This is a genomic window from Streptomyces sp. NPDC058877, from assembly GCF_042742855.1.
In the GTDB taxonomy this organism is placed as follows: domain Bacteria; phylum Actinomycetota; class Actinomycetes; order Streptomycetales; family Streptomycetaceae; genus Streptomyces.
In genome coordinates this window covers 23,361-46,723 of sequence record NZ_JBHYMF010000044.1, presented here as the reverse complement: position 1 = coordinate 46,723, position 23,363 = coordinate 23,361, and the positions used below count along the sequence as shown (strand labels likewise).

Annotated in this window: 19 protein-coding genes and 1 pseudogene; 6 read left to right on the top strand and 14 right to left on the bottom strand. The window is 72.3% G+C overall.

Annotated features, from left to right (window positions below; translation table 11 throughout):
* Positions 1–133: 133 nt before the first annotated feature.
* Together ACFW2Y_RS13565 and ACFW2Y_RS13560 are read right to left on the bottom strand one after the other, a co-directional pair.
* The gene (locus tag ACFW2Y_RS13565) at positions 134–1,366 is read right to left on the bottom strand and encodes an McrC family protein (RefSeq protein ID WP_384877399.1); all 1,233 of its coding nucleotides are present in this window, start codon (positions 1,364–1,366) and stop codon (positions 134–136) included.
* Positions 1,363–3,216, bottom strand: a complete 1,854-nt coding sequence (locus ACFW2Y_RS13560; RefSeq protein WP_384877397.1) for a DUF4357 domain-containing protein — start codon at positions 3,214–3,216, stop codon at positions 1,363–1,365. The genes ACFW2Y_RS13565 and ACFW2Y_RS13560 overlap by 4 nt, the downstream gene beginning before the upstream one ends.
* Before the next feature lie 479 nt (positions 3,217–3,695).
* On the opposite strand from ACFW2Y_RS13560, the gene ACFW2Y_RS13555 reads away from it, so the two are divergent.
* Positions 3,696–4,331: a hypothetical protein gene (locus ACFW2Y_RS13555; protein ID WP_384877395.1), complete on the top strand. Its 636-nt coding sequence runs from the start codon at positions 3,696–3,698 to the stop codon at positions 4,329–4,331.
* Between the two features lie 98 nt (positions 4,332–4,429).
* Here the strand turns inward: ACFW2Y_RS13555 and ACFW2Y_RS13550 are convergent, their stop codons facing one another.
* A complete protein-coding gene (locus tag ACFW2Y_RS13550) occupies positions 4,430–5,122 on the bottom strand; it encodes a hypothetical protein (protein ID WP_384877393.1) in 693 nt (230 codons plus the stop codon).
* A gap of 382 nt (positions 5,123–5,504) precedes the next feature.
* On the opposite strand from ACFW2Y_RS13550, the pseudogene ACFW2Y_RS13545 reads away from it, so the two are divergent.
* Positions 5,505–5,741: pseudogene (locus tag ACFW2Y_RS13545) on the top strand (3'-5' exonuclease); the annotation flags it as partial.
* A 218-nt stretch (positions 5,742–5,959) separates the two neighbouring features.
* Here the strand turns inward: ACFW2Y_RS13545 and ACFW2Y_RS13540 are convergent.
* The gene (locus ACFW2Y_RS13540; protein WP_384877391.1) at positions 5,960–6,916 is read right to left on the bottom strand and encodes an ALF repeat-containing protein; all 957 of its coding nucleotides are present in this window, start codon (positions 6,914–6,916) and stop codon (positions 5,960–5,962) included.
* Between the two features lie 278 nt (positions 6,917–7,194).
* Between ACFW2Y_RS13540 and ACFW2Y_RS13535 the strand changes: the two genes are divergently transcribed.
* Positions 7,195–7,542: a hypothetical protein gene (locus ACFW2Y_RS13535; protein WP_384877389.1), complete on the top strand. Its 348-nt coding sequence runs from the start codon at positions 7,195–7,197 to the stop codon at positions 7,540–7,542.
* On the opposite strand, the gene ACFW2Y_RS13530 is transcribed toward ACFW2Y_RS13535, so the two are convergent.
* From ACFW2Y_RS13530 to ACFW2Y_RS13520, 3 genes are all read right to left on the bottom strand, one after another.
* Complete coding sequence (locus ACFW2Y_RS13530; RefSeq protein ID WP_384877387.1) at positions 7,508–9,061, bottom strand: MFS transporter; 1,554 nt, start codon at positions 9,059–9,061, stop codon at positions 7,508–7,510. The genes ACFW2Y_RS13535 and ACFW2Y_RS13530 overlap by 35 nt on opposite strands.
* Before the next feature lie 102 nt (positions 9,062–9,163).
* Positions 9,164–9,562 (bottom strand): RidA family protein, encoded by a 399-nt coding sequence (locus ACFW2Y_RS13525; RefSeq protein ID WP_384877385.1) that lies wholly within the window; start codon positions 9,560–9,562, stop codon positions 9,164–9,166.
* Positions 9,559–10,767: an acyl-CoA dehydrogenase family protein gene (locus tag ACFW2Y_RS13520; protein ID WP_384877383.1), complete on the bottom strand. Its 1,209-nt coding sequence runs from the start codon at positions 10,765–10,767 to the stop codon at positions 9,559–9,561. The genes ACFW2Y_RS13525 and ACFW2Y_RS13520 overlap by 4 nt, the downstream gene beginning before the upstream one ends.
* A gap of 282 nt (positions 10,768–11,049) precedes the next feature.
* Between ACFW2Y_RS13520 and ACFW2Y_RS13515 the strand changes: the two genes are divergently transcribed.
* Both ACFW2Y_RS13515 and ACFW2Y_RS13510 read left to right on the top strand, forming a co-directional pair.
* The gene (locus ACFW2Y_RS13515) at positions 11,050–12,672 is read left to right on the top strand and encodes an AMP-binding protein (protein ID WP_384877405.1); all 1,623 of its coding nucleotides are present in this window, start codon (positions 11,050–11,052) and stop codon (positions 12,670–12,672) included.
* A gap of 119 nt (positions 12,673–12,791) precedes the next feature.
* Positions 12,792–13,640: a PaaX family transcriptional regulator C-terminal domain-containing protein gene (locus ACFW2Y_RS13510; protein WP_384877381.1), complete on the top strand. Its 849-nt coding sequence runs from the start codon at positions 12,792–12,794 to the stop codon at positions 13,638–13,640.
* A gap of 122 nt (positions 13,641–13,762) precedes the next feature.
* Here ACFW2Y_RS13510 and ACFW2Y_RS13505 read toward each other — a convergent pair whose 3' ends face one another.
* Entirely contained in the window at positions 13,763–16,063 is a 2,301-nt protein-coding gene (locus ACFW2Y_RS13505) for a bifunctional salicylyl-CoA 5-hydroxylase/oxidoreductase (protein ID WP_384877379.1), read from the bottom strand.
* Positions 16,057–16,884 (bottom strand): enoyl-CoA hydratase family protein, encoded by an 828-nt coding sequence (locus ACFW2Y_RS13500; RefSeq protein WP_384877377.1) that lies wholly within the window; start codon positions 16,882–16,884, stop codon positions 16,057–16,059. The genes ACFW2Y_RS13505 and ACFW2Y_RS13500 overlap by 7 nt, the downstream gene beginning before the upstream one ends.
* Before the next feature lie 252 nt (positions 16,885–17,136).
* On the opposite strand from ACFW2Y_RS13500, the gene ACFW2Y_RS13495 reads away from it, so the two are divergent.
* Positions 17,137–17,649, top strand: a complete 513-nt coding sequence (locus ACFW2Y_RS13495) for an ATP-binding protein (protein WP_384877375.1) — start codon at positions 17,137–17,139, stop codon at positions 17,647–17,649.
* A 30-nt stretch (positions 17,650–17,679) separates the two neighbouring features.
* Here ACFW2Y_RS13495 and argF read toward each other — a convergent pair whose 3' ends face one another.
* The 5 genes from argF to ACFW2Y_RS13470 all read right to left on the bottom strand — a co-directional run bounded on the left by argF (position 17,680) and on the right by ACFW2Y_RS13470 (position 22,915).
* Positions 17,680–18,693, bottom strand: coding sequence for an ornithine carbamoyltransferase (gene argF, locus ACFW2Y_RS13490; protein ID WP_384877373.1), 1,014 nt, complete (start codon positions 18,691–18,693; stop codon positions 17,680–17,682).
* Positions 18,694–18,876: 183 nt separating this feature from the next.
* Positions 18,877–20,109 (bottom strand): arginine deiminase, encoded by a 1,233-nt coding sequence (locus ACFW2Y_RS13485; RefSeq protein WP_384877371.1) that lies wholly within the window; start codon positions 20,107–20,109, stop codon positions 18,877–18,879.
* A gap of 32 nt (positions 20,110–20,141) precedes the next feature.
* Positions 20,142–20,345 carry a hypothetical protein gene (locus ACFW2Y_RS13480; protein WP_384877369.1) on the bottom strand — a complete coding sequence of 68 codons (204 nt, stop codon included), beginning with the start codon at positions 20,343–20,345 and terminating at the stop codon, positions 20,142–20,144.
* Entirely contained in the window at positions 20,342–21,793 is a 1,452-nt protein-coding gene (locus ACFW2Y_RS13475) for a hypothetical protein (RefSeq protein ID WP_384877367.1), read from the bottom strand. The genes ACFW2Y_RS13480 and ACFW2Y_RS13475 overlap by 4 nt, the downstream gene beginning before the upstream one ends.
* A 294-nt stretch (positions 21,794–22,087) precedes the next feature.
* The gene (locus tag ACFW2Y_RS13470; protein ID WP_384877365.1) at positions 22,088–22,915 is read right to left on the bottom strand and encodes a hypothetical protein; all 828 of its coding nucleotides are present in this window, start codon (positions 22,913–22,915) and stop codon (positions 22,088–22,090) included.
* Between the last annotated feature and the right edge of the window lie 448 nt (positions 22,916–23,363).

Here is a 23,363-nt window from a genome sequence, read left to right as displayed (position 1 = left end):
CGCCGGATCCGTCCGGCGGGGCGACGCGCTGTGGAGGCACGGCGTCGGACGCAGGTGTCACCGAAGACCTGGCCGAACGGCGAGGTCGCCGTGCCGGACGCCGTGGACCGCGTACCCGTTGGCGGCGGGGTCGCTAGGACTCTGCCGGGTCGTGAGCCATGCGTCGAGCCAAGGCCTCCATGTCGGCCAGCAGTTCGGCGGGCTGCCGGTCCAGCTCGATCGCGTGCTGGTGCAGGACGATCCCGGCGTGCCTCACTCGGTGACTGGTCCGCGGGGCGTTGCCCTTCGCATAGACCAGATGCCCCTCGGACAGTCCCAAGGCCGTGCAGTAGGCCAGCATTTGGTACAGGTCCTCGTTGGGGAAGCCCTGACTCCTACGGGCCTTGTACTTGGCGTCGGCGACGATCGCCGGCCTGCCCGACTCTCCGTACCAGACGAAATCAGGCCTGAGGCGAATGGAGGTGCCCTCGTCCAGGTGGATGTCCGGCGCCTGGAAAACGCTCCTCCCCCTACGGGTGCGCATGGCCTCTCGCAACGACGTGCAGACGAAGTCCTCGTAGACGGTGTTCATGTCGAAGAGGAAGCCGTTCATGCTCAGCCGGCCCGGCACGTGCTCGGCCGAGGAGCCGCGCAGGACCACCTCGGCGAGGTGGAGCGCCGCGTGATAGCGGGCGTTGAGTCGGGTCGGCTGCCAGTCACCGGCCGGCCGGCCCGGCCGGAGCGGCGTGATGTCGGCCAGCCGGAACCGCTGGTGCATCAGACGGGCGCGGACCTTTCCGGGGATTCCGGGAAGGCACAGCAGACGGTCGACGGCCGAGCGCAGCACGCGGTTCTCGGCGATGTCGGTGGTGAATTCGTCGTGGCTCAGTTCCGCCGGCAGCGGGATCCCGAAGCGGCGCCGGATCTGCTGGGCCTCCAGAAGCCTGCCGCGCACGACGTGGGAGGACTCCTCCGTGGTGCGGTACCCCTGGAGCAGGCCCCGTCGCAGGGCGCGGTCGATCTGCCTCTCGACGGCGTGGGCGAGCCCCGGCAGTAGTTCGTCGTGCTCGGCCACGTCGACGTTGTCGTCCCGCCAGCCCCGTGGGTCCCTGCTGTAGCCGAGCAGGAAGAGGAGGCGGGTGACCGGCACCTTGGGAGCGATGCGCACCGTGGTGCCTTCGCCGGTGGGCAGGGCCAGGGTGACGGCTCCGACCTTGCTCCCCGCCCGCAGCCTCCAGCAGCCCGCTTCGTAGGGGTCCGGCGCCGCCTCTTCGAGGATCTTCGCGGCGGCGACCGCACGGCCGACGGCGTCCGGCAGGCGGAACGACCGGGCAGGGGCGTGCTCGACGAGCGAGACGTCGGGCACCCCGGGAACGTCGGGCGTCACTCCGAGTCGGTCCCCTCGTCCGCCCCCGGAAGGGCGGCGCGCTTGGCGAGGGCCTTGCGCAGTTCCGGCAGGCCGTAGCGGTGCTCGACGTCCACACCGTCTCCGTAGTGGAGTTCCTCGAGCAGGGGGAGGATCTTGGTCCGCCAGGTCCGTTCCAGTCCCTTCTCGCGGAAGACGCCGGGCTTCATCAGGTACGACGGGCCGACCTGGAAGTCCGGATCGTCGATGCGCTCGTTGAGGGCCTCCAGGAGGTCGGCGGGTTCGAGGTCCTTCTCCTCGGCCTCCAGCCAGCTCCGCAGCAGCCCCTGCGTCGGTGGGAGGCGCGGGGACAGTTCGACGAAGGCGAACCGCCGGCGCATGGCCGCGTCGACGAGGGCGATCGAGCGGTCGGCCGTGTTCATGGTGCCGATGACGAAGAGGTTGCGCGGTAGGAAGAAGTCCTCGTCCGAGTAGGTCAACCGCACCGAGCGGTCGCGGTATTCGAGGAGGAAGTAGAGCTCGCCGAAGACCTTGGCGAGGTTGGCCCGGTTGATCTCGTCGATGACCAGGAAGTGCGGGATGTGCCGGTTGCCCTCCCGGCGGGCCAGTTCGGCGAACTCCCGCAACGGTCCCGCCGTGAGCCGGAAGGCGACCTCGTGCGTACCCGGGTCCTCACGGGGGCGGAAGCCCTCGAAGAAGTCCTCGTAGGAGTACGAGGGGTGGAACTGGACCAGCTCGACCTGCTCGGGGCCGCCGCCGAAGAACACGGCGAGCTGCTGCGCGAGGAAGGTCTTTCCGGTCCCCGGAGGGCCGTAGAAGATCAGCTGTCGCTCGTCGTGGAGGAGTTCCCTGACCTCCTGCAGCCAGTCCAGGGAGTGCACGTGGAGTTTCTTCCGGAGCTCCTCGGTGGGTTCGGGCAGCTCCGCCTCGCGGCGGGCGATGACGGCCAGGGGCTCGGCTCCGGTGCCGTCCGGATCGGCTCCGGCCTCCTCCACCAGTTCCTTGTCGCTGACCCCGAGGCCCTCCAGGACGGCCTTGACCGTGGTGAGGTCGACCAGGCCGTGCCGCACCGACAGCTTCTGCCGCAGTTCCCCGGTCAGGTCCTCCAGGAGGAAGCCGCCGCCGCCCCACTCCACCGGGCGCCACAGGGTGCGGCTGCCGTCGTCGGTGAGGCGCTGCTCGACGTTGCCCGTGATCTCGCCGACGTACAGCCGCCCCTCGGAGACCGCGCAGACCGTGTCACCCGGCCTCATCCTGGAGAAGAAGGCGTGGAACTCCTCCACGAGCTGCACCTTCTCGTTGTACGTGGCGGTCGACTCGTAGTCCTCGTCGACGAAGGTGCGCAGCTGCTCCTTGCTGACGCCCTGGGTGACGTCCGGACGCAGGCGCGCGGCGGCGAGCGACACCCGTCCCTCGGGCAGCCACGTCCGCCGGATCAGATCCGTCCCCGAAGCGTGTGGCACCCTCACCAGCCATGCCCGGCTGGGGCCTGACCAGACCTGGTCGAGGAAGTCGGCGAGCGGCCGGCCGTCGTCGGTCTTCCATTCCAGCCAGCCGTTGCAGCTGCGGCCCATCAGGATGTCACCGGCGGCGGACGGTGAGTTGCACTCCACGTCCCGGACCACTTCAAGCCATCCGGGACGGGTGTCGGTCTCGCGTATCGTGCCTTCCTCGATCAGCTTCTCGCGGAGCCGGTGCGACGACGGCCCCCGCACCGGAAACGACGGCACGACGTCCCGGCGCGCCGGGGAGCCGGCGAGGACGACCATCTTCTGGCTCCCGTTGGTCCCCATCTCGGAGAGCAGCCGGCCTCTCGCCACGGGCCCGCCGTGGGGAAGGCGCAGCTGGAACTCCGGGTACGAATCGAGCATCGGTCTCCTCGGGTCGGAACGGTGGTGTGCTCCCCGCGCCCGCCCCGGGAGGCCGCGGACAACGGCGCGGAAGGCTGCGGACAACGGTGCGGACGGTCGCGGGCGTGCGGGTCCGGCAGGCGGAGCCGCGGCAACCGCCGAGCCCCCTGTGCGGCTCCTCGGGCAGTCGTGTGCGGTTCCACCGAAGACCACGGGGGACGACGTGCCTCTCCCACCGCGCCCCGGGGACACGGCCGGCCCCGTGAGCGGGCACCGGAGCATTCTGGAGCGCCTGTGATCCACGCCTCCACCACGTCGCTCCTTTCCGGCCAACCCCCGTGACACAACCGCCAGACATCCTGCCGCACGTTGCCCCGCCCGACGGACCACCTCCATGATCTGCGAGAACAGCACAGGAGAGCGGGGGAACGGTGCACGGCACTGCACGGCACGGGACGGACAGACAGCGGCAGTCGGAGGAGCTGCTCACAGCGCTCTCGATGACCTCCGCGCAGCTGGCCCGGGCGGTCGGCCGGTTCGACGGCGACACCCCGGCGATGGTGAAGGCCGCCGTCCACACGGCCGGGCGGGTCTTCTCCGAGCTCGACGCCTGTGACGACGTGATCGACGAAGCCTCGGAGACGGGCCGGAGGGTCGCCGAGCGGCTGAGGACGCTGCTGGCGGCGGAGGCGACCGGGGACGTCGTCCGGGAGCTGGACGCCCTCGAAGCCGTCTCCGTCCTGGTGCGCAGCACCGACCACACCCGTCGGCTGCTCCAGAGGGTTCTCGGACGGGAGGATCCCGCCCCGCGTGCGCTGCCGGCCGTGCGGCGTCTCGCAGGGGCGGACCTGCCCGCCCTTCCCTCCTCCTACACGGACGAGGCCGGCTACGACGACCTGATGGCCATGGCCGCCCGCGAGGACGAGCTGGCGCCCGAGCTGCAGCGGGCGCACGCCGAGCGCCTGGGCACGGTGGCGGCGCACCTGGTCCGCGTGGTGGAGCAGGCCGCCGCGGTGGGCTTCGCCGACGAGGTGTTCGCCGAAGAGTCGGTGCGCGAGGCGCACCGGGCGTACGAGCTGTGGGCGCGGTGCCTGGAGGAGCGCAGACGAGACCTCGGCCAGCCCCCGTACCAGTGACTCAAGAGGTGTTCGGGCCCCGGCTTCGGGGAACTGCCGACGGCCTCGTGGTGCGCGGGGCGCGCTGGCGGATCCGCCGACGGCCCCGCGCCGATCGGTCAGCGGCTTTCCACGAACGCCTTCCCCGAGTAGCCCTCGGCCCCGCAGGACCGCCGCTCGGCCTCGGTCATCTTCCGGGTCTTGACGACCACCGCGTTGTTCTTGCCGCTCGTCCCGTTCTTCGCGGGCCCCGTGATGGTGTCCTGCCAGAACCAGTAGTAGTGGCCCCACTTGCGGCTGTCGTAGTGGGTCTGCCAGGTGCCGGAGACCTGCTGCATGACCTGCGCGCGGGAGATCCAGCCGACCTCACCCGGCTTGACGGTCATGCCGAGGGAGTTGGTCTCGGTGTGGGTGCTCGACCAGGTGTGGCCGTACGTCGCCGTCACGCTCAGGTCGACGATGCCCGCGATCTTGCCTCCCGTCGTCACGGAGACGCCCACCGAGTCGGTGGAGCCGACCGAGTCCGACCAGCTCATGGTCCGGGTGGCGTCCGAAGAGCTGCAGTTGTACAGGGAGTCCGACACCTGGCGGAACTTCCCGAGGTACGCCTCGCCGAGCACCGGGTTGTTGAACGTGCACTTGCCGAGACCGGAGGCGCAGTCGGCGGTGAGCTCCTGCCGGGTGGGGTGGTCGGCGGCTGCGGCGGGCGAGGCGGCGATGGCCAGGCCGGCGCAGGAGGCCAGGGCCAGGGTGGTCAGGCGGGCGGCGGTGCGCCTCCGGCGTATGGCGCGGGGGCGTGACGTCGTCGTCATGGAGTGTCGTACCTGCTTTCGGATGTGCTGGGGGGGTCGGAGCAGAGCCGCACCCACCACATGTGCGCACGGCTCCAACTCCGCCTGTTGCGCGAGGGATTGTGTCAGGGGCCAGGTCCACCACGCACGTGCTTGAGCGCGATCCGGCCATGCGTCAGTGACACGTAATGATTGGACGGTCGACGGCGAGTGGGCGGTGAGGTGGCAGCGGGTGGGCGTCAGCGATGGAGCGAAGGGATGTCCTGGTAACGGGTCCTCGCTCTCCATCCGGAGCAGCAAGGTCTGGTGACGGCCGGCCCGCGCGGCCTCCTGGCAACGGCGCTCCCCCGCCCGACCCGTTGCGCAGAAGTTCTCCTCCGCCGGTACGGGACGGGGCGCCGTCCGGTTCAAGGGACTCGAGTACCAGCGGATGATCATCGCGGGTGTGTCGGACGGCTTGGTTCCGCGCGATGCGGTGAGCCGCTTGCGCACGAGCGACCCCGGGCGGTACCGCCAGGAGATGCAGCGCGCCCGGTCCCTGCTGTTCGTCGCGGCCACCAGGGCTCGGGACAGCGTGGACGTCTTCTGGCACGGCGCGCCCAGCCCGTTCCTCGGCCCGGCCCTGACCCGACGGGAGTAAAGCCCGACCGGGCACACTCCGCGACCGCGTCCGAACGGAACTCCCCTGGGACTTCCCCCCGGCTTTCGGCCGCACCTGCGGGCAGGACCGTGAAACAGCCGAAGGGGAATCTGCCCGGGCCGGCCACTCGGGAGATGGATCGCGGCAGGTCCTGGAGCCGCTGAGCCCTTTCCGGGGCATCCGACGGGGCGGGGTGCCGGCGCACCCCGCCCGGCCGGTCAGCCCCGCGCGCCGGGGCGGCGCAGCCGCGCGGCGAGCAGCAGTCCGCCGGCACCGAGCAGCACGGCCCCGGCACCGCCGGCGACCAGGCTCGTGCTGTCTCCGGTGCCCGTGGCGGCCAGGGTCGCGCCGTGGTCTCCCTGGACGCCGAGGGAGCCGTTGCCGGTCGCCGCAGCACCCGTGCCGGAGGACGACCCGGAACCGGTTTCCTCGCCCGCGCCGTCGTCGCCGGCTCCGGTCTCCTCGTGGTCCTCGGCTTCCTTCTCCTTGGCCGCCTTCTCCTTGGCCGCCTTCTCCTCGGCCGCCTTCTCCTCGGCCGCCTTCTCCTCGGCCGCCTTCTCCTCGGCCGCCTTCTCCTCGGCCGCCTTGTCCTTGGCGCGAGCCTCGTGCTGGCCCACCTTCAAGAACTCGACCCGGTCCTCGGCTGTGCCCGCCAGGGCGGCACGGCCCGCCTTCACGAGTTCGGGGCCGCCACCGTCGATGAGCTGGGCGATCAAGACACGATTGTCCTGGTCACGCAGCTCGTACTGGGTCACCTCGTAGAAGTGCCGCAGCTGCTCGAGCGTCTGGGGGTCGTTGAAGATCTGGCGAATGCCGTCCTTGAGGATGGGACCCGCGTCATTGGCGAGACGGGCGATCGCCACCCGGTAGTCGTCGATGCGAATGCGGTGCTGGTCGACCTCGATGAACCGCCTCATGGCCTGGGGGCCGTCGGCGATGGCCTTCCGGCCCGCCTCCTTCATGTACTCGCTGGCCATCGGTTCCGCGATGATCGCGAGGATGGTCTTGCGGTCCTCTTCGGCCTGGTCGGGTGCGGACTCGTCCGGCGTGGTGGCGGACGGCTGCTGCCCGACGGCCGGGCCCTCCGGACCGGCGGCGAACGCCGGGGACGCGATGAGAACAGCCGGAGCAAGAGCAGCGGTGGTGACCGCTGCCGCGATCCGGGACAACTTCACGTGCAAAACCTCCTGGAAACGTTTCTTCAGTACATCGGACACGCCTCCGGCACCGATGGTTGTACGCAAATGTTAATTTGCTCTTCGTCGAGGCCCGCCCTTCCGGAACCCCGTCGCGAGACGTGGGCCACTGAAGGACGTCGGGCGCGGACCGAGCGACGACGCCCCCCGTACCGTGCCGCCGCGCAGCCGGCACGAAGCGTCCACGGGTTGCGGGCCTTGCACCGGGGCCCCCGCCCGGCCCGAGCCCGGCTCGGGCCCCGCCGCGGCCCCGGTCGGTGTGCGATGCGGGGCGGAGGGCCGCCGGGCGCGAGGAGCTGACCCCTTGCGCCTTCTTCGCCGACCCCTCGCTCTCCACCGCACGTCCGGTCGACCCCGGCGAGATGCGCGCGGTGGTGAGCACCGCCGTCACCACGGCCCTGGCCACACGGGGGCCGACGGTGCCCGCCGTGCCCGCCGTGGTGCGGGGGTTCGCCCGGAGCGCGGCGGGACGGGCTTTCGAGGGCGCGCTGGAGGACGTCATCGAGACGGTCGAGCACAACGCACGCCCGCACTGGGAGCGACCGGAGGGCGTGCCGGCCGCGCGGCTCCTCAGCCGCCCGGCATCATTCCCGCCCCGCCCTTGAGGCGTTCGATGTCCGAGGCGCGGACCTGGATGACGAACAGGGCGATGAGGAAGGCCACGGCACCGAAGATGGCGGCGGTGACGAAGCCGGCCGAGACGCCGGAGGTCAGCACCTGGTCACCCCAGGGTGGTGGGAGCTGGCCGGTCTGGGCGAACTGCGCCTTCTCCAGCAGGCTCGCCTGGGAGAGGAACAGGGGCACCTGGACGTCCGCTTCGTTGCGGCTGGCGGTGCCGAAGACCGTGACCAGGATCGACAGGCCGAGCGAACCGCCGACCTGTTGCATGGCGTTGAGCAGTCCGGACGCGGCCCCGGCCTCCTTCTGTTCGACGTTGGACAGCGCCATGATGGTGAGGGAGACGAACATCAGGCCCATGCCGAAGCCGAAGACGAGGATCGGTCCGAGGACGCTCCCCAGATAGGTGGAGTCCACATCGGTCAGGGTCAGCCAGGACAGTCCCGAAGCGGCGAAGAGCGAACCGACCACCATGAAGGGTTTGGGCCCGTAGCGCGGCAGCAGGTTCGAGGTGATCCCGGCGCCGACCGCGATGATCGCGCTGACCGGTAGGAAGGCGAGGCCGGTCGCCAGGGGGCTGAAGCCGAGGACCTGTTGGACGAAGAGGGTGAGGAAGAAGAACATCCCGAAGATCGCCGCCGCGAGGCACAGCATGATGGCGTACGTTCCGGAACGGTTGCGGTCGGCGAACATGTGCAACGGGGTGATCGGTTGCTGCGAGCGCCGTTCGTTCAGGATGAACACGGAGAGGAGGACGACCGCAGCGATGAACGAGCCGATCGCGTAGGGGTCGCGCCAACCCTCCTGGGCCGCGCGGATGAAGCCGTACACCAGGGCGACCATGCCGAGCGTCGAGGTGAGGGCACCGGCGAGGTCGAAGTGGCCGGGGTGCCGCGCGGACTCCTTCACGTGACGGGGCGTCAGGGTGGCGATGAGCGCGGCGATCGGCACGTTCACGAAGAAGATCCAGCGCCAGTCGAGCCATTCGACGAGCATGCCGCCGGCCACCAGTCCGATCGCCCCGCCACCGGCCGAGACGCCCGCGAAGACGCCGAAGGCCCGGTTGCGTTCGGGGCCTTCGTCGAAGGTCGTGGTGATCAGGGAGAGCGAGGTCGGGGAGGCGATGGCGCCGCCGACGCCCTGGAGCGAGCGGGCCGCGAGGAGTTGCCACTCGCTCTGGGCCAGTCCACAGAAGAGCGAGGCCAGTCCGAACAGGAGCACGCCGAAGATGAACACCCTGCGGCGACCGAGGATGTCACCGGCGCGACCACCGAGCAGCAGCAGGCCACCGAAGGTCAGCGTGTAGGCGTTGACGACCCAAGACAGGCTGGTGGTCGAGAAGTCGAGCGCCCGCTGGATGTGGGGCAGCGCGATGTTCACGATGGTGATGTCGAGGACGACCATCAGCTGGCAGGAGGCGATGACGAACAGGGCGATGCCCTTGCCGTCGCCACTGCCCTTCGGTGCCGCGGTCTGCTGCGGGGTGCTTGGCTTGGGGGTACTCATGAGGCATCGCGCCCTCACCGGTGGGACCCGTGGGCCGGTCAGTCCACCTTTCGACACTAAGCCCGCCCCCAGAGGCCGACCAGTTGATCTTCCTTCGGTCCGTCACTCCAGGACGGCGGTGCCGTCCAACTCCACCAGCGCCTGCTCGTCCCAGAGCCGCACGACCCCGATCACGGCCATCGCCGGATAGTCACGCCCCGCCAACCTGCGCCAGATCCGGCCGAGTTCGTGCGCGTGCGAACGGTAGTCGGCGACGTCGACGGCGTAGACGGTGACGCGGGCGAGGTCGGCGGGAGAGCCACCGGCGTGCCGGAGGGCGGCGAGGAGGTTGGTGAGCGCGGTCTCGAACTGCTCGGGCAAGGACTCCCCGGTCACCTTGCCGTCGCGGTCGAGGCTGGTCTGCCCGGCGAGGAAGACCAACCGGGTCCCGGTGGCGGTGACCGCGTGGGAGAAACCGGTGGGCGGGGAGAGTTCGGCGGGGTTGTGTCGGTGCAGGCTCACGCGATCGGCTCCTTCCGGCGGGACGGCGCGTGCGGTTCCTCCCCGCTCCGCGCCTCCCCTCGTGGCGTCGTGGCACCGTGGGCGGCCGTGCGGCCGGCGTACAGCTCCTTGGCGATGATCGTGCGCTGGACCTCGGTGGCGCCCTCGTAGATCCGGGGCGCCCGGACTTCGCGGTAGAGGTGCTCCAGGAGGTGGCCTCGCTGGAGGGCGAGTGCCCCGTGGAGCTGGACGGCCGCGTCGACGACGTACTGGGCGGTCTCGGTGGCGAGCAGCTTGGCCATGGCCGAGCGCCGGGGGACGTCCGGGTCGCCCTCGTCGTACGCGACGGCCGCCGCGTACACCAGGAGGCGGGCGGCCTCGGTGCGGGTGGCCATCTCGGCGATGCGGTGCGAGACGGCTTGGAGGTCGGCGAGGACGCCGCCGAAGGCGGGGCGGGCGGAGGTGTGGGCGAGGGCGGCGTCGAGGGCCGCCTGGGCCATGCCCACGGCGAAGGCTCCGACGCTGGGCCGGAAGAGGTTGAGGGTGTTCATGGCGACGCGGAAGCCCCGGTCCGGCGCGCCGAGCAGGTCCTCGGGGCCGACGGGGACGCCGTCGAAGGTGAGGGTGCCCAGGGCGTGCGGGGCGAGCATGTCGAGCGGTTCGCCGCCGAGTCCGGGGCGGTCGGCGGGGACGAGGAAGGCGGTGACTCCGCGGGCTCCGGCGCCCCGGGTGGTGCGGGCGAAGACGGTGGCGAAATCGGCTTCGGGGGCGTTGGAGATCCAGCGCTTCTCGCCGTGCAGGCGCCAGCCGCCGCGTCCGTCCGGGACCGCGTCGAGGGCGAGGGCCGCGGCGTCCGAGCCGGCGTCGGGCTCGGAGAGGGCGAAGGCGGCCACGGCGCGTCCGGCGGTGGCCTCGGGGAGCCAGCGGGCGCGCTGGGCGGCGGTGCCGAAGGCGGCGACGGGGTGGGTGCCGAGTCCCTGGAGGGCGAGGGCGGTCTCGGCCTCGGTGCAGCTCCGGGCCAGGGATTCGCGCAGGAGGCACAGGTCGAGGGCGCCGGCGTCGAAGACGCGGGCGAGGAGGCCGAGCTCGCCGAGGGCGGCGACGAGGGGCCGGTTGACCCGGCCCGGTTCGCCCTGGTCGGCGAGGGGCTTGAGTCGTTCGGCGGCGAGGGTGCGGAGCTCCGCACACCAGGTGATCTGGTCGGGTTCGAGCGAGAATGCGGGCATGTGGGCCCTCTCTGACGCCCTCGGGCGCCCTGGTTCCGGCGCCGTGCGGCGCCCGTACGGCGGCGCCCTGGGGCGCCCTGGTTCCGACGCTCCTCGGCGCCCCGGCACCGACGTCCTCCGACGCTTGTGCGGCGGCGCTCGCGGGCGCCCTGCTGCACGCTCCCTCCGTTGTCCCCCGGGCTACGCCCTTCGATGCTCTTGTCGCGAACCGTTGACTGCCGTCACCAACACGATACGCTCATGGAGCGACGGTCGACCCCACCACGACAGGGGGACGGACTCATGGAGCTGACGCCCTCGGCCCACCTCGACACCTTCGCCCGCGACCGGCTGCCTCCACCGGACCGGTGGCCCCACCTCGTCTTCGACCTCCCCGAGCTCGTCTACCCCGACCGGCTCAACTGCGGCGCGGAACTCCTCGACGGCACGATGGAGCGGTTCGGCGCCGACCGGCCCGCCTTCCGCGACGGCGAGGGCGGCGTCTGGAGCTACGGCGAGCTCCGCGCGCACGTCGACCGCCTCGCCCACGTCCTCACCGACGACCTCGGGGTGCAGCCCGGCAACCGGGTGCTGCTGCGCGGCCCCACCACCCCCTGGCTGGCCGCCTGCTGGCTCGCCGTGATGAAGGCCGGCGGCGTCGCCGTCACCGTCCTGGCCCAGCAGCGCGCCCCGGAACTGGCCGTGATGGCGGACGCGGCCCGTTGCACCCATGCGCTCTGCGACGTCCAGGTCCTGGACGAACTCCTCGCGGCCCGGATCCCCGGGCTCCGCATCACCCCCTTCGGCGGGGACGCACCGGACGACCTGCTGGCCCTCGCCACCCGCCACCCCGGCCGGTACGAGGCGGTGGCGACCGCCGCCGACGACGTGGCCCTCATCGCCTTCACCTCCGGCACCACCGGACGGCCGAAGGGTTGCGTCCACTTCCACCGGGACGTGCTGGCCGTCGCCGACACCTTCTCCGCGCACGTGCTGCGCCCGCGGCCCGACGACGTCTTCGCCGGATCCCCGCCGCTCGCCTTCACCTTCGGGCTCGGCGGACTCGTCCTCTTCCCCCTGCGGGCCGGGGCCAGCGCGGTCCTGCTCGAACAGGCCGGGCCCAAACAGCTGCTCGCGGCGATCGCGCGGCACCGGGTCTCGGTGCTGTTCACCGCCCCCACGGCGTACCGGGTCATGCTCGACGAACTGGCCCAGGGCACCGCCCCCGAGGTGTCCTCGCTGCGCCGCTGCGTCTCCGCCGGCGAGAACCTCCCGGAGGCGACCTGGCGGGCCTGGTACGCGCGCACCGGCCTGCGGCTCATCAACGGCATCGGAGCGACCGAACTGCTCCACATCTTCATCTCGGCCGCCGACGGCGACATCCGCCCCGGCACCACCGGTCGGCCGGTGCCCGGCTGGCAGGCCAAGGTCGTGGACCGCTCCGGGCGGGCGGTCCCGGACGGCGAGGAGGGGCTGCTCGCCGTGCGCGGCCCGGTGGGGTGCCGTTACCTGGCCGACCCCCGCCAGGAGGAGTACGTGCGGGACGGCTGGAACCTCACGGGCGACACCTACGTCCGCGAGCCCGACGGCTGGTTCCGCTACGTCTCGCGCGCCGACGACATGATCATCTCTGCCGGGTACAACATCGCCGGTCCCCAGGTCGAGGAAGCGCTCCTCGACCACCCCGACGTGGTGGAGACGGCGGTGGTGGGCCGCCCGGACGAGCTGCGCGGTCAGGTCGTCGTGGCGTACGCGGTGGTACGGGACGGGGTGCCGCGCGACGCGGGCACCGCCGCCGCGCTCCGGGCCTTCGTCCGCGCCCGCCTCGCCCCTTACAAATCGCCCCGGGAGATCGTCTTCCTGGACGCGCTGCCGCGCACGGCGACCGGCAAGCTCCAGCGCTTCCGGCTGCGGGACACGGCGTGACCCCGGCCGTCAAAGGGGCCCGGGCAGGCCCGGCACGGTCCGGCACGGTCCGGCGCCCCGGAACGACGGGCACCCGTGCGGCCCGACACGACCTGCGCGGCACCCCCTAGAGTGATCACGTGGTCGAGCAGCACACCCCCCGTTCCCTGATCGTCTCCTTCTACGGCGCGTACGGTCGTGGGCCCGACGATTCCCCGGTACCGGTCTCGGCGCTCATCCGCTTGCTCGCCGTCCTCGGCGTGGACGCGCCCTCGGTGCGGTCCTCGGTGTCGCGCCTCAAGCGCCGCGGGCTGCTGCTGCCGGGCCGGACGGGGGGCGGTGCCGCCGGTTACGCCCTCTCGGAGGACGCCCGGCGGCTCCTGGACGACGGCGACCGCCGGATCTACGCCCGCAACGAGCCGAAGCTCTCCGAAGGCTGGGTCCTCGCCGTCTTCTCGGTTCCCGAGGCCGAGCGGCACAAGCGGCACCTGTTGCGGTCCCGGTTGGCCCGATTGGGCTTCGGCACCGCGGCACCGGGCGTCTGGATCGCGCCGGCCAGGCTGTACGAGGAGACCAGGAACGCCCTGGAGCGCCTGGAGCTGTCGCCGTACGTGGACCTCTTCCGGGGCGATCACCTCGGGTACGCGGCGACGGCCGAAGCGGTGGCCCGCTGGTGGGACCTGCCGGCGATCGCCGGGCTCCACGAGGAGTTCCTGACGGTCCACGAGCCGGTCCTGCGGAGCTGGCGGTCAGCGCCGCAGGGCGCCGAGGATGCCTACCGGGACTACCTCCTCGCCCTGGACTCCTGGCGGCGGCTCCCCTACGCGGACCCGGTGCTCCCGGCGGAACTCCTGCCGGACGACTGGCCGGGGCGCCGTTCGGCGGAGGTCTTCGCCTCCCTGCACGAACTGCTGTGGGAGCGGGGGGCGGCACATGTGCGCCCGATGCTGTCCGCTGACGGGGCCGGGGGCCCACCCGGCGGTTCCTGAAGGCCCCGGAGTGCCCCGCTCCGGCTGCGGTCGGGGCGGGCCGGGGGAGAGGGCCTCAGGTCACGCGGGCCGTGGATCCGCCCCGGCCCCGGGGCACCGGCCGGGTCCCGGGGGTCCGGTCCTCACTCGCGGCGGCCGGTCGGAGGACGGCGGCTGCCCGCGCGGTACGGGGCCGGCCAGGGGGCGGCCGGGCCCCGGTAGGACTGTTCGGCAGCCGCGTGCAGGGTCCAGTGCGGATCGTAGAGGTGCGGGCGGGCGAGGGCGCACAGGTCCGCACGTCCCGCCAGCAACAGGGAGTTGACGTCGTCCCAGGAGGAGATCGCGCCGACCGCGATCACGGGGACCCCCACCTCGTTGCGGATGCGGTCCGCGTAGGGCGTTTGGTAGGAGCGCCCGTAGGCGGGCTCCTCTTCGGGGACGACCTGGCCGGTGGAGACGTCGATCGCGTCGGCCCCGTGGGAAGCGAAGGCGGCGGCGATCTCGACGGCGTCCTCGACGGTCGTGCCGCCCGGCGCCCAGTCGGTGGCGGAGATGCGGACGGTCACGGGGCGGTCGTCCGGCCATGCCTCGCGCACCGCGTCGAAGACTTCCAGGGGGTAGCGCAGTCGGGCCGCGAGGTCTCCTCCGTAGCCGTCGGTGCGGTGGTTGGTGAGCGGGGAGAGGAAGCCGGAGAGGAGGTAGCCGTGGGCGCAGTGGAGTTCGAGGAGGTCGAAGCCGCAGCGGGCGGCGCGTCGGGCCGCGGCGGTGAACTCCTGGCGCACGGCGGCGAGTCCGGCACGGTCGAGGGCGTGCGGAACCTGGTTGACGCCGGTTCGGTACGGCAGCGGTGAGGCGGCGACGAGCGGCCAGTTGGATTCCGGAAGGGGTTGGTCGATGCCCTCCCACATGCGGCGGGTGGAGCCCTTGCGGCCGGAGTGGCCCAGTTGGACGCCGAGCGCGGTGCCGGGCGAGGAGCCGTGGACGAAGTCGACGATCCGGGTCCAGGCGGCTGCCTGCTCGTCGCTCCACAGACCGGTGCAGCCGGGGGTGATGCGTCCTTCGGGGCTCACGCAGACCATCTCGGTCATGACGAGCCCGGCGCCGCCGAGGGCCCGGGAGCCGAGGTGGACGAGGTGGAAGTCGCCGGGGACGCCGCCCTCGGCGACGTACAGGTCCATGGGGGAGACCACGACCCTGTTGCGGAGGGTCAGTCCGCGCAGCCGGAAGGGCGTGAACATGGGCGGGGTGTCGGGCGGGCACCCGAAGTCCGCCTCGACGGCGGCGGTGAAGGCCGGATCGCGCAGCCGGAGGTTGGCGTGGGTGACCCGGCGGCTGCGGGTGAGGAGGTCGAAGGCGAACCGGCGGGGCGGCCGGTCGACGTGTCCGGCGAGCTCCTCGAACCAGTGGAGGCTGGCGCGGGCCGCGCGCTGGGTGGACTCGACGACGGGCCGGCGTTCCGTCTCGTACGCGACCAGGGCCTCGTCGAGGTCCCGGTGCGCGTCGATCGCGGCGGCCAGGGCCACGGCGTCCTCGACGGCCAGCTTGGTGCCGGAACCGATGGAGAAGTGCGCGGTGTGTGCGGCGTCGCCGATGAGGACCGTGTTGCCGTACGACCAGCGCTCGTTGGCGACCGTGCGGAAGGCGGTCCAGGTGGAGTTGTTCGAGCGGAGCTCCCGACCGCCGAGCGCCTCGGCGAAGACCTTGGCGCAACGGGCGGTGGACTCGGCCTCGTCGAGCTCGTGGAAGCCCGCGGCCCGCCAGACCTCCTCGCGCATCTCGACGATGACGGTGGAGGAGGACGCGGAGAAGGGGTAGGCGTGGAGCTGCATCACGCCGTGCTCGGTCTCGGCGATCTCGAAGCGGAAGGCTTCGAAGGGGAAGTCGGCGGCGAGCCAGATGTAGCGGCAGCGGTGGGTGCTGATCCGTGGGCGGAAGTGCGCGGCACGGGCGTCCCGGGTGCGGCTGTGGACGCCGTCGGCCGCGATGACCAGATCGTGGTCGGCGGCGAGGACCTCGGCGGGCGGGGCCTCGGTGCGGAAGTGGAGCCGGGCGCCGAGGTCGGTGCAGCGGGCGTGCAGGATTTCCAGGAGCCGGCGGCGACCGAGGGCGGCGAAGCCGTGGCCGGTGGAGGTGGTGCGGTGGCCGCGGTGGACGACGTCGATGTCGTCCCAGCGGACGAGCTCCTCGTGGAGCGCCCCGTACACGACGGGGTCGGCGTCCCGGATGCCGCCGAGGGTCTCGTCGGAGAGGACGACGCCGAAGCCGAAGGTGTCGGAGGGCGCGTTGCGTTCCCAGACGGTCACCTGGCGGGTCGGGTCCTGACGCAGCAGCAGGGCGGCGGCGTACAGGCCGCCGGGGCCTCCCCCGACGACCGCGATCCGGGCGGGGGTCGTGGCGGGGCCTCCTCCGGGGTTGTGCCCGGGGCCCGGGGACACGATCAGCACCCCCGCCACTTCGGGGGGCGCTTCTCGGTGAAGGCGGCGTGGAACTCCGCGTAGTCCTCGCCGTTCATCAGGAGCGCCTGGGTGGCCGCGTCCAGTTCCACGGAGGCGGCGAGCGGCATGTCGAGCTCGGCGGTGAGCAGGGCTTTGGTCTGGGCGAGGGCGAGGGCGGGGCCGTCCGCGAGGCGCCGGGCGAGGGCCGCGGCGCGGGTGTCCGCCGCGCCCTGCTCGGTGAGCTCGCTGAGGAGGCCGATGCGCTCGGCCTCGGCCGCGTGGACGGGTTCGCCGAGCATGAGGAGACGGGTGGCGTGCCCGAGTCCGACGACCCGGGGCAGCAGGTAGGCCGCCCCCATGTCGCCGCCGGAGAGTCCGACCCGGGTGAAGAGGAAGGAGAAACGGGTGGTGGGGTCGGCGACCCGGAAGTCGGCGGCCAGCGCGAGGACGGCACCGGCGCCGGCGGCGACGCCGTGGAGGGCCGCGACCACCGGGAAGGGACACTCGCGCAGCGCCCGGACGACCTGACCGGTCATCCGGTTGAAGTCGAGGAGTTCGGCGGTGTCGAGGGCGAGGGTGGCGCCGATGATCTCGTCGACGTCGCCTCCCGAGCAGAAGCCGCGGCCCTCGCCGCCGAGGACGAGGGCGCGGACGGCGCGCTCGCGGGAGAGCTCGGCAAGGAGGTCGCGCAGGTCCGCGTAGGCGCCGAAGGTGAGGGCGTTGAGCTTCTCGGGGCGGGCGAGGGTGACGGTGGCGACGCCCTGGTCGATGTCGAGGCGCAGGTGTTGCCAGCGGGTCGTACGGGCCGCAGAGCCGGTAAAGGGGCTCATCCGAGGGGCCTCCTTCCTCCTCCCGGAGGGTATCACCTGGTTGTGACTGTCGTCATGTCCACGCGATAAAGAGAAGGGAGGCACCCCCTGCCGAAAGGCCCGGCCATCCGTGACCTAAGTCCCTGGCGCGAGGGCGGGGATGCTCTGGAAAATCCTCTTTTCACTTTTTAAGGTTGAAATAAGAGGGCATCGGGATGAAACATCCCCTTCGCCCCGTCCCTGCCCAGCCGAGAAGACAAGGACCCCGTCCCCATGCCCGAAGCCATCGGACCCACCGGTCCGGGCTCCGTCGCGCCCGGAACCGCGCTCGCGACCACACCGGGCACCTCCTGGCGCATCCACCTCCCCCACACCACCGCCGCCGTGCCGATCGCCCGCGCCATGATCCGCACCGCGCTGGCCGACCTCGACCCGACGGCCCCCGATCGACCCGATGCCGACACGGCAGAGCTGCTCACCGCCGAGCTCGTCGCCAATGCCGTCGAGCACACCGCCGGGCTCGGCCCCATCGAGCTGGTCATCGAACTGCCGACCGCCCCCGGCGGCTGCCAGGTCGAAGTCCACGACTCCCGGCCGGCCCGCCCCGGCGAGCTGACCTGCCCCGCCCCGGAAGAAGGGGTCGACCCCTGGCAGGAGAACGGCCGGGGCCTGTTCCTGATCCGGGCACTCAGCAGCGACTGCGGCCACCGACCCACTCCGCGCGGGAAGGCCGTCTGGTTCACGCTTCCGGGAGTACCGGCCCAGCGCCACCACCAGGCGTCCTGACGGACCGCGGGTCCGCCCGGTCGGCCCCGGTCACGCCCCGCGCACCCCCGCCAGGGTGGCGACGAGCACCGCCTTGATCGTGTGCATCCGGTTCTCCGCCTCGTCGAACACGACCGAGTGCTCGGACTCGAAGACCTCGTCCGACACCTCGAGCTCGGTCAGACCGTGCCGGGCGTGGACGTCCCGCCCGACGGCCGTGCCCAGGTCGTGGAAGGCGGGCAGGCAGTGCAGGAACTTGACGTCCGGGTTCCCGGTGGCCCGCAGCACGTCCATGGTCACGGAGTACGGGGCGAGGGCGGCGATCCGCTCGTCCCAGACCTCCTTGGGCTCGCCCATGGAGACCCAGACGTCGGTGACGACGAAATCGGCGCCGGCGACCCCCTCCGTCACGTCCTCGGTGAGCGTGATCGTGGCGCCGCTGGCCCCGGCGAGCCCCCGGGCGGCCGTGACGACCTCCTCGGCCGGCCAGTACGCCTCGGGGGCGACGATCCGGACGTCCATGCCGAGCAGGGCACCGGTGACCAGGTAGGAGTTCCCCATGTTGAAGCGGGCGTCACCGAGGTAGGCGAAGGAGATCCCGTCGATCGGCTCGTCCACGTGCTCGGTCATGGTGAGCACGTCGGCCAGCATCTGGGTGGGGTGCCAGTCGTCGGTGAGCCCGTTGAAGACGGGTACGCCCGCATGGGCGGCGAGCTCCTCGACGTTCGCCTGGCTGTCCCCCCGGTACTCGATGCCGTCGAACATCCGACCGAGGACCCGGGCGGTGTCCTTGACCGACTCCTTGTGGCCGATCTGCGAGCCGGACGGGTCCAGATAGGTGGTGGAGGCCCCCTGGTCGGCCGCGGCGACCTCGAAGGCGCAGCGGGTGCGCGTCGAGGTCTTCTCGAAGATCAGCGCGATGTTCTTCCCGCGCAGCCGCTGCACCTCGGCGCCCGCCTTCTTGGCGGCCTTGAGCTCGGCGGCGAGCGCGATCAGGCCGCGGAACTCCTCGGCGGTGAAGTCCAGCTCCTTGAGGAAGTGGCGGCCGATGAGGTCAGTAGCCATGGGAAGCGCTCCATTGGATACGGTCGGGGGCAACGGACGAACGATGGAAGTCTATACACACATCGGCATTTCTATACAGCCCCCTTCGTCCTCCCCCTTCGCCCGGGCCCTTCCCCTCACCCCCCGGCTACCGGCCCCCGTAGGGCATGCCGTCGACGCCCCGCCCGGGGTCCCCAGGGCCCTTCAGGCCGCGTCCCGCTCCACAGGACAACTCATGCAGCGCGGACCGCCCCTCCCCCGACCCAGTTCGCTGCCGGGGATCTCGATCACCTCGATGCCCTGCTTGCGCAGATGCGTGTTGGTCGTGACGTTCCGCTCGTACGCGACGACCACTCCCGGCTCCACGGCCAGCACGTTGCACCCGTCGTCCCACTGCTCGCGTTCCGCCGCGTGCACGTCCTGCGTCGCCGTGAGCACCCGGATGTCCTGGAGCCCCAGGGCCGCTGCGATCGCGCTGTGCATCTGCTCCGGCGGGTGGTCGGTGACCCGCAGGGACTGCCCCGCGTCACCGGGCTCGATCGTGTAGGAGCGGAGCATGCCGAGCCCTGCGTACTGGGTGAACGTCTCCTGGTCGACCATCGTCATCACCGTGTCCAAATGCATGAACGCACGTCGCTTCGGCATGTCCAGGGCCACGATCGTGCGCGCCGAACCGGCCGCGAACATCCGCCGGGCCAGCATCTCCACGGCCTGTGGCGTGGTCCTCTCGCTCATCCCGATGAGCACGGCACCGTTGCCGATGACGAGGACGTCCCCGCCCTCGATGGTCGAGGGATAGTCCGCCTGCCCCTCCGACCAGTGGTGGAAGGAACCCGCCTCCGGGCCCGTGAACAGCGGATGGTGCTTGTAGATCGCCTCGAAGTGCACCGTCTCCCGCTGCCGGGCCGGCCAGCGCATGGCATTGATGGAGACCCCGTCGTAGACCCAGGCCGAGGTGTCACGGGTGAAGAGGTGGTTCGGCAGCGGTCCGAGGACGAAGTCGTCCAGGTCGAGGGCATGGAAGCGGACCGAGGTCGGCTCCCGGTGCGCCGCCAGGAACTCCCGCTTCGTCATGCCCCCGACGAGCGCTTCGACCAGGGCGGCGGCGTCCAGCGCGTCGAAAGCGGCACGGAGGTGGTCGGCGGCGAGCGGACCGTACTCCTTCTCGTCGAAGACCCGGTCGAGGACGAGCGCACGTGCGGGGGGCACCTCCAAGGACTCCCGCAACAGGTCCCCGAAGAGGTGCACCTCCACCCCCCGGTCGCGCAGCACGTCGGCGAATCCGTCGTGCTCCTGCCGGGCCCGCCGCACCCAGAGGACGTCGTCGAAGAGGAGAGCGTCCTTGTTGGTCGGCGTGAGCCGCTTCAGCTCCAGATCGGGCCGGTGCAGGATGACACGGCGCAGCCGCCCGGTCTCGGAATCGACTTGGAATCCCATGCGCCCCATCCTGACGGAGCGGGGCAACCGTGTCAGGTGATCCACTGGGCCACGCCGACCAGGACGATCACGGCGGTCGGAGCACCGATGAGCAGCACGGCACGGGAAACCACGGCCCCGCTGCGACCCGGTGCGTCCGGAGGGCGCGCCGGAGTCCCCCACCGCAACTCCTCGCGCAGCACGGACGCGGGCGCCCGACCGCCGTCGGGGGAGGAGCCGGTCACGGCCGTGCTCATTCGTCGTCCCAGTCGTCGAAGTCGACGCCGGATCGGGCGGGTCGGGCGTTCCCGTTGCGGCGCGGGGGGCGGCCCGCCCCGTCCCGCCCCTCCCGGTCGTACGGATCGTCACGGTCGTACCGGTCGTACCGGTCGTTGCGGTCGTAGCCGTTCCGGTCGTACCGGTCGTTCCGGTCGTACGGATCGGGGCGGTCGTAGCCGTTCCGGTCGTACGGGTCGGCACCCTCGTACGGGTCGTGCTGCTCGTACCGGCCGTGGCCGTCCTCCCGGTGGCCCCGGAGCCGCCTCCGGACCCCTTCCGGCTCGCGCTCCCGTTCGGCGCACGACTCGACCCGGGTCGGTTCATGGACCCGGGGTTCGTGCGGGGCGTCGCCGTGCCCGACGCCCCCGTCCGGGAGGGCCTGCTCGGGGCGCCCCTCCGTCAGTTCCCGCGGTCGCGGGTCGGAACCGTCCGAAGGGGCGGGGGGCCGATCACCGGCGCCACCGGGAGGGGTGCCGCTCCGGGACCGGAGGTACGTCAACACCTGGTACGCCTGCTCGCCGATGTCGTGCCGTTCCAGGACCCCGCTGTCCAGGAGCCGATCGACGACGGCGAGATAGTCCCCCCGGCCCTCGCGCCGCTCCCGCTGGAGCTGGGTGCGGATCTCCCACTGCTTGTCGGGGTGCATCGCCATGTGGTGGGCGATCTGGGCGAGGTCACCGCGGCGGAAGAGGGCTTCCATCTCCCGGGCCCGGTCGGCGATGAGGGCGCGGTCGGCGGCCCTCCTCCGTCGCTCCGCCTCGGCGACGCGTTCGTCGGCCTCCATGGTGACGCCGGCCCGGTCGCGCCGGGACACCTCGGCCTTGACGGACTCGTCGAGGTCGATGAAGACGTGCACACGGGTCCACAGCCCGAGGTCCCGGCCGAAACCGAGCCGTCCTGCGGCGAGTTCCTCTCGGACGGCCTCGTCGGCGCGTTCCGCGTCGGTGATCCGAAACCTCCTCGACAGCCTGCGCAGACCGTCGAGGAGTTCGTCGTGGAGCAGTTCGGCAACGTCCTCGACCTGCTCCCGGACGACGAGGCGCGGGTCCGTCACCGTCCACTGGACCTTGACGACCGCGTCGAAGAAGACGCCGTCCCCGGCGGCGGGCAGTCGGAGCCGGAACTCGGTGACGTGGCGACCGAGCCTGACCTCGAAGACGGTGTAGGGGGAGCCGAACACCGGCTTGTTGACGTCCTCGGTGCGGTCCGGCCAGACCACCCGGTGACCGCCGTTGCGGTAGAGGAGCACAGCGGCGACCCGACCGCTCCGGCGCCGGTACGGCGGCGCGTACTCGCCGATGAGGGGGCCGCGCGGACGTCCGGGCGCGGCCCGGCCGGTGGGCGCCGTGCGCCGCCGCTCCCGGCCCCGTGCCCCCCGCTCCCGCCCGTCCGGCCCCGCGTCCCCGCCCTGCTCGGGCCCCGTCATCGGTTCGCTCCTTCCGTCACGGCGTTCCCCCCGTGGCGCACCGCAGTTCCGTCCGCCGGGGGGGGAGGCGGCCCCGGGCCTGTTCGTCGAGCACCCCGAGCCGGTGCCAGATCACCGCGCTGCGCTGCGGGACGGCACGGGAGGAAGCCCTCGTGCCCCGGTGCGGCCCGTCACGGCAAGGGGGCGGGCGCCTCTTCGGGGCCCGCCCCTCCCCGGCGGCCCGGGGCGCACACGTGCCCGTGGCGGTCCCGCAGGGGCCGGGGCGCCGACGGACGGCGCCGCAGAGGGCACCGGTCATCCCGGCTCGCCCGGCCCCGGGCCCTCGGACGCGCCGGCCGCCCCCTCGGGGACGGTGTCGCCGAGGGGGTCGACCAGTTCGCCCCCGGTGCGGTGGGGGCGCTTCCCGTCCCCGGCCCGGGGCGCCCAGTCGTCCTCCCGCAACGGCCCGGCACCGGTCCGTGGCCACCCGCCCGCAGTGCGCTTACCTCCGGACGCATCCGTTCCCCCCTCGGGGGCGGGCAGCGGCGGGGCGGCCCTGCGCGGCACGTGGAACCACGCGGTCTCGTCGGTCTCCGCGGACCGGATGCGGGCCGGCCGGTAGTGGCCCGGCTCGACGTAACGGCCCCCTTCGACGACCACGTTCGCGTACAGCCAGTCGGAGACGACGACGAGCAGGTCGACCTCCGGGCTCTCCGCCATGATCCGCCGGGCCGGGACGCTGTCGCACAGTTGGGTGGCGCGGTCCACCGCCCGCCCGACGAGCCCCCGTGCGTCCCGGGCGACGAGTCCTGCGTTCATGCCGATCCGCAGCCGCAGGCGCCGGCGCCGGCCCACGTTGTGGGTGCGCAGGCTCTCGTAGAGGGTGTCGATCCACCGTCCGACCATCAGGGTCGGCGACACGTCGGGGCGCAGGGCGACGAGGAGGCCGTCCCCCCGGTCCTCCTGGTGGAAGGTGCCCGGTTCGACGCCCACGGAGCCGTACGCCTCGTCGAAGGCGGCGTACAGCCCGACCCGGTGCCGCTCCTCCTCGGCCGCGTCCGGGGTCGCGGAGCCGCACGGGTGGCCGAAGACGACGAACCGGTGGATCCCGCCCGCTAGCGCGTTCTCTCCCGCACTGATCACTCTCGGACTCCCTGTGTGTGGTGCCGTGACGGTGCGTCCGGACCGGCCGTCCTTCGCGACGGCGACGTGGTCCTCCGCCCACCCGGCGGGGCCCTGCCCGCCGGTTCCCCGTCGGGGCGGCCGGTCCCCCGGGCGGGCGCTCGCGGGGCCCGCACGGCAGCGGCAGCGGACGGAGCCGGAGAACGACGGAACGGGACGGCGGCCAGCGCTTCGACCGTACCGGTGGCGCCGCGCGGGCCCTGGTCGGCCGGGAGGAGGGCACGGGACAAGGAGCGGTCTCGTCCGAAGAGAGTCACCGACACCCACCCCCGTACCGTCCGCGAGCCCCCGGAAGGGACCGCCCGCCGGTGGTCAGCCGGCGCACCTCTCTTTCCCTCCCACATGCCTTGCCCCGCAACACTATTGATGCTGCGTCACATCACGGGGTGAAGAACGCTAGAGGGTCCTG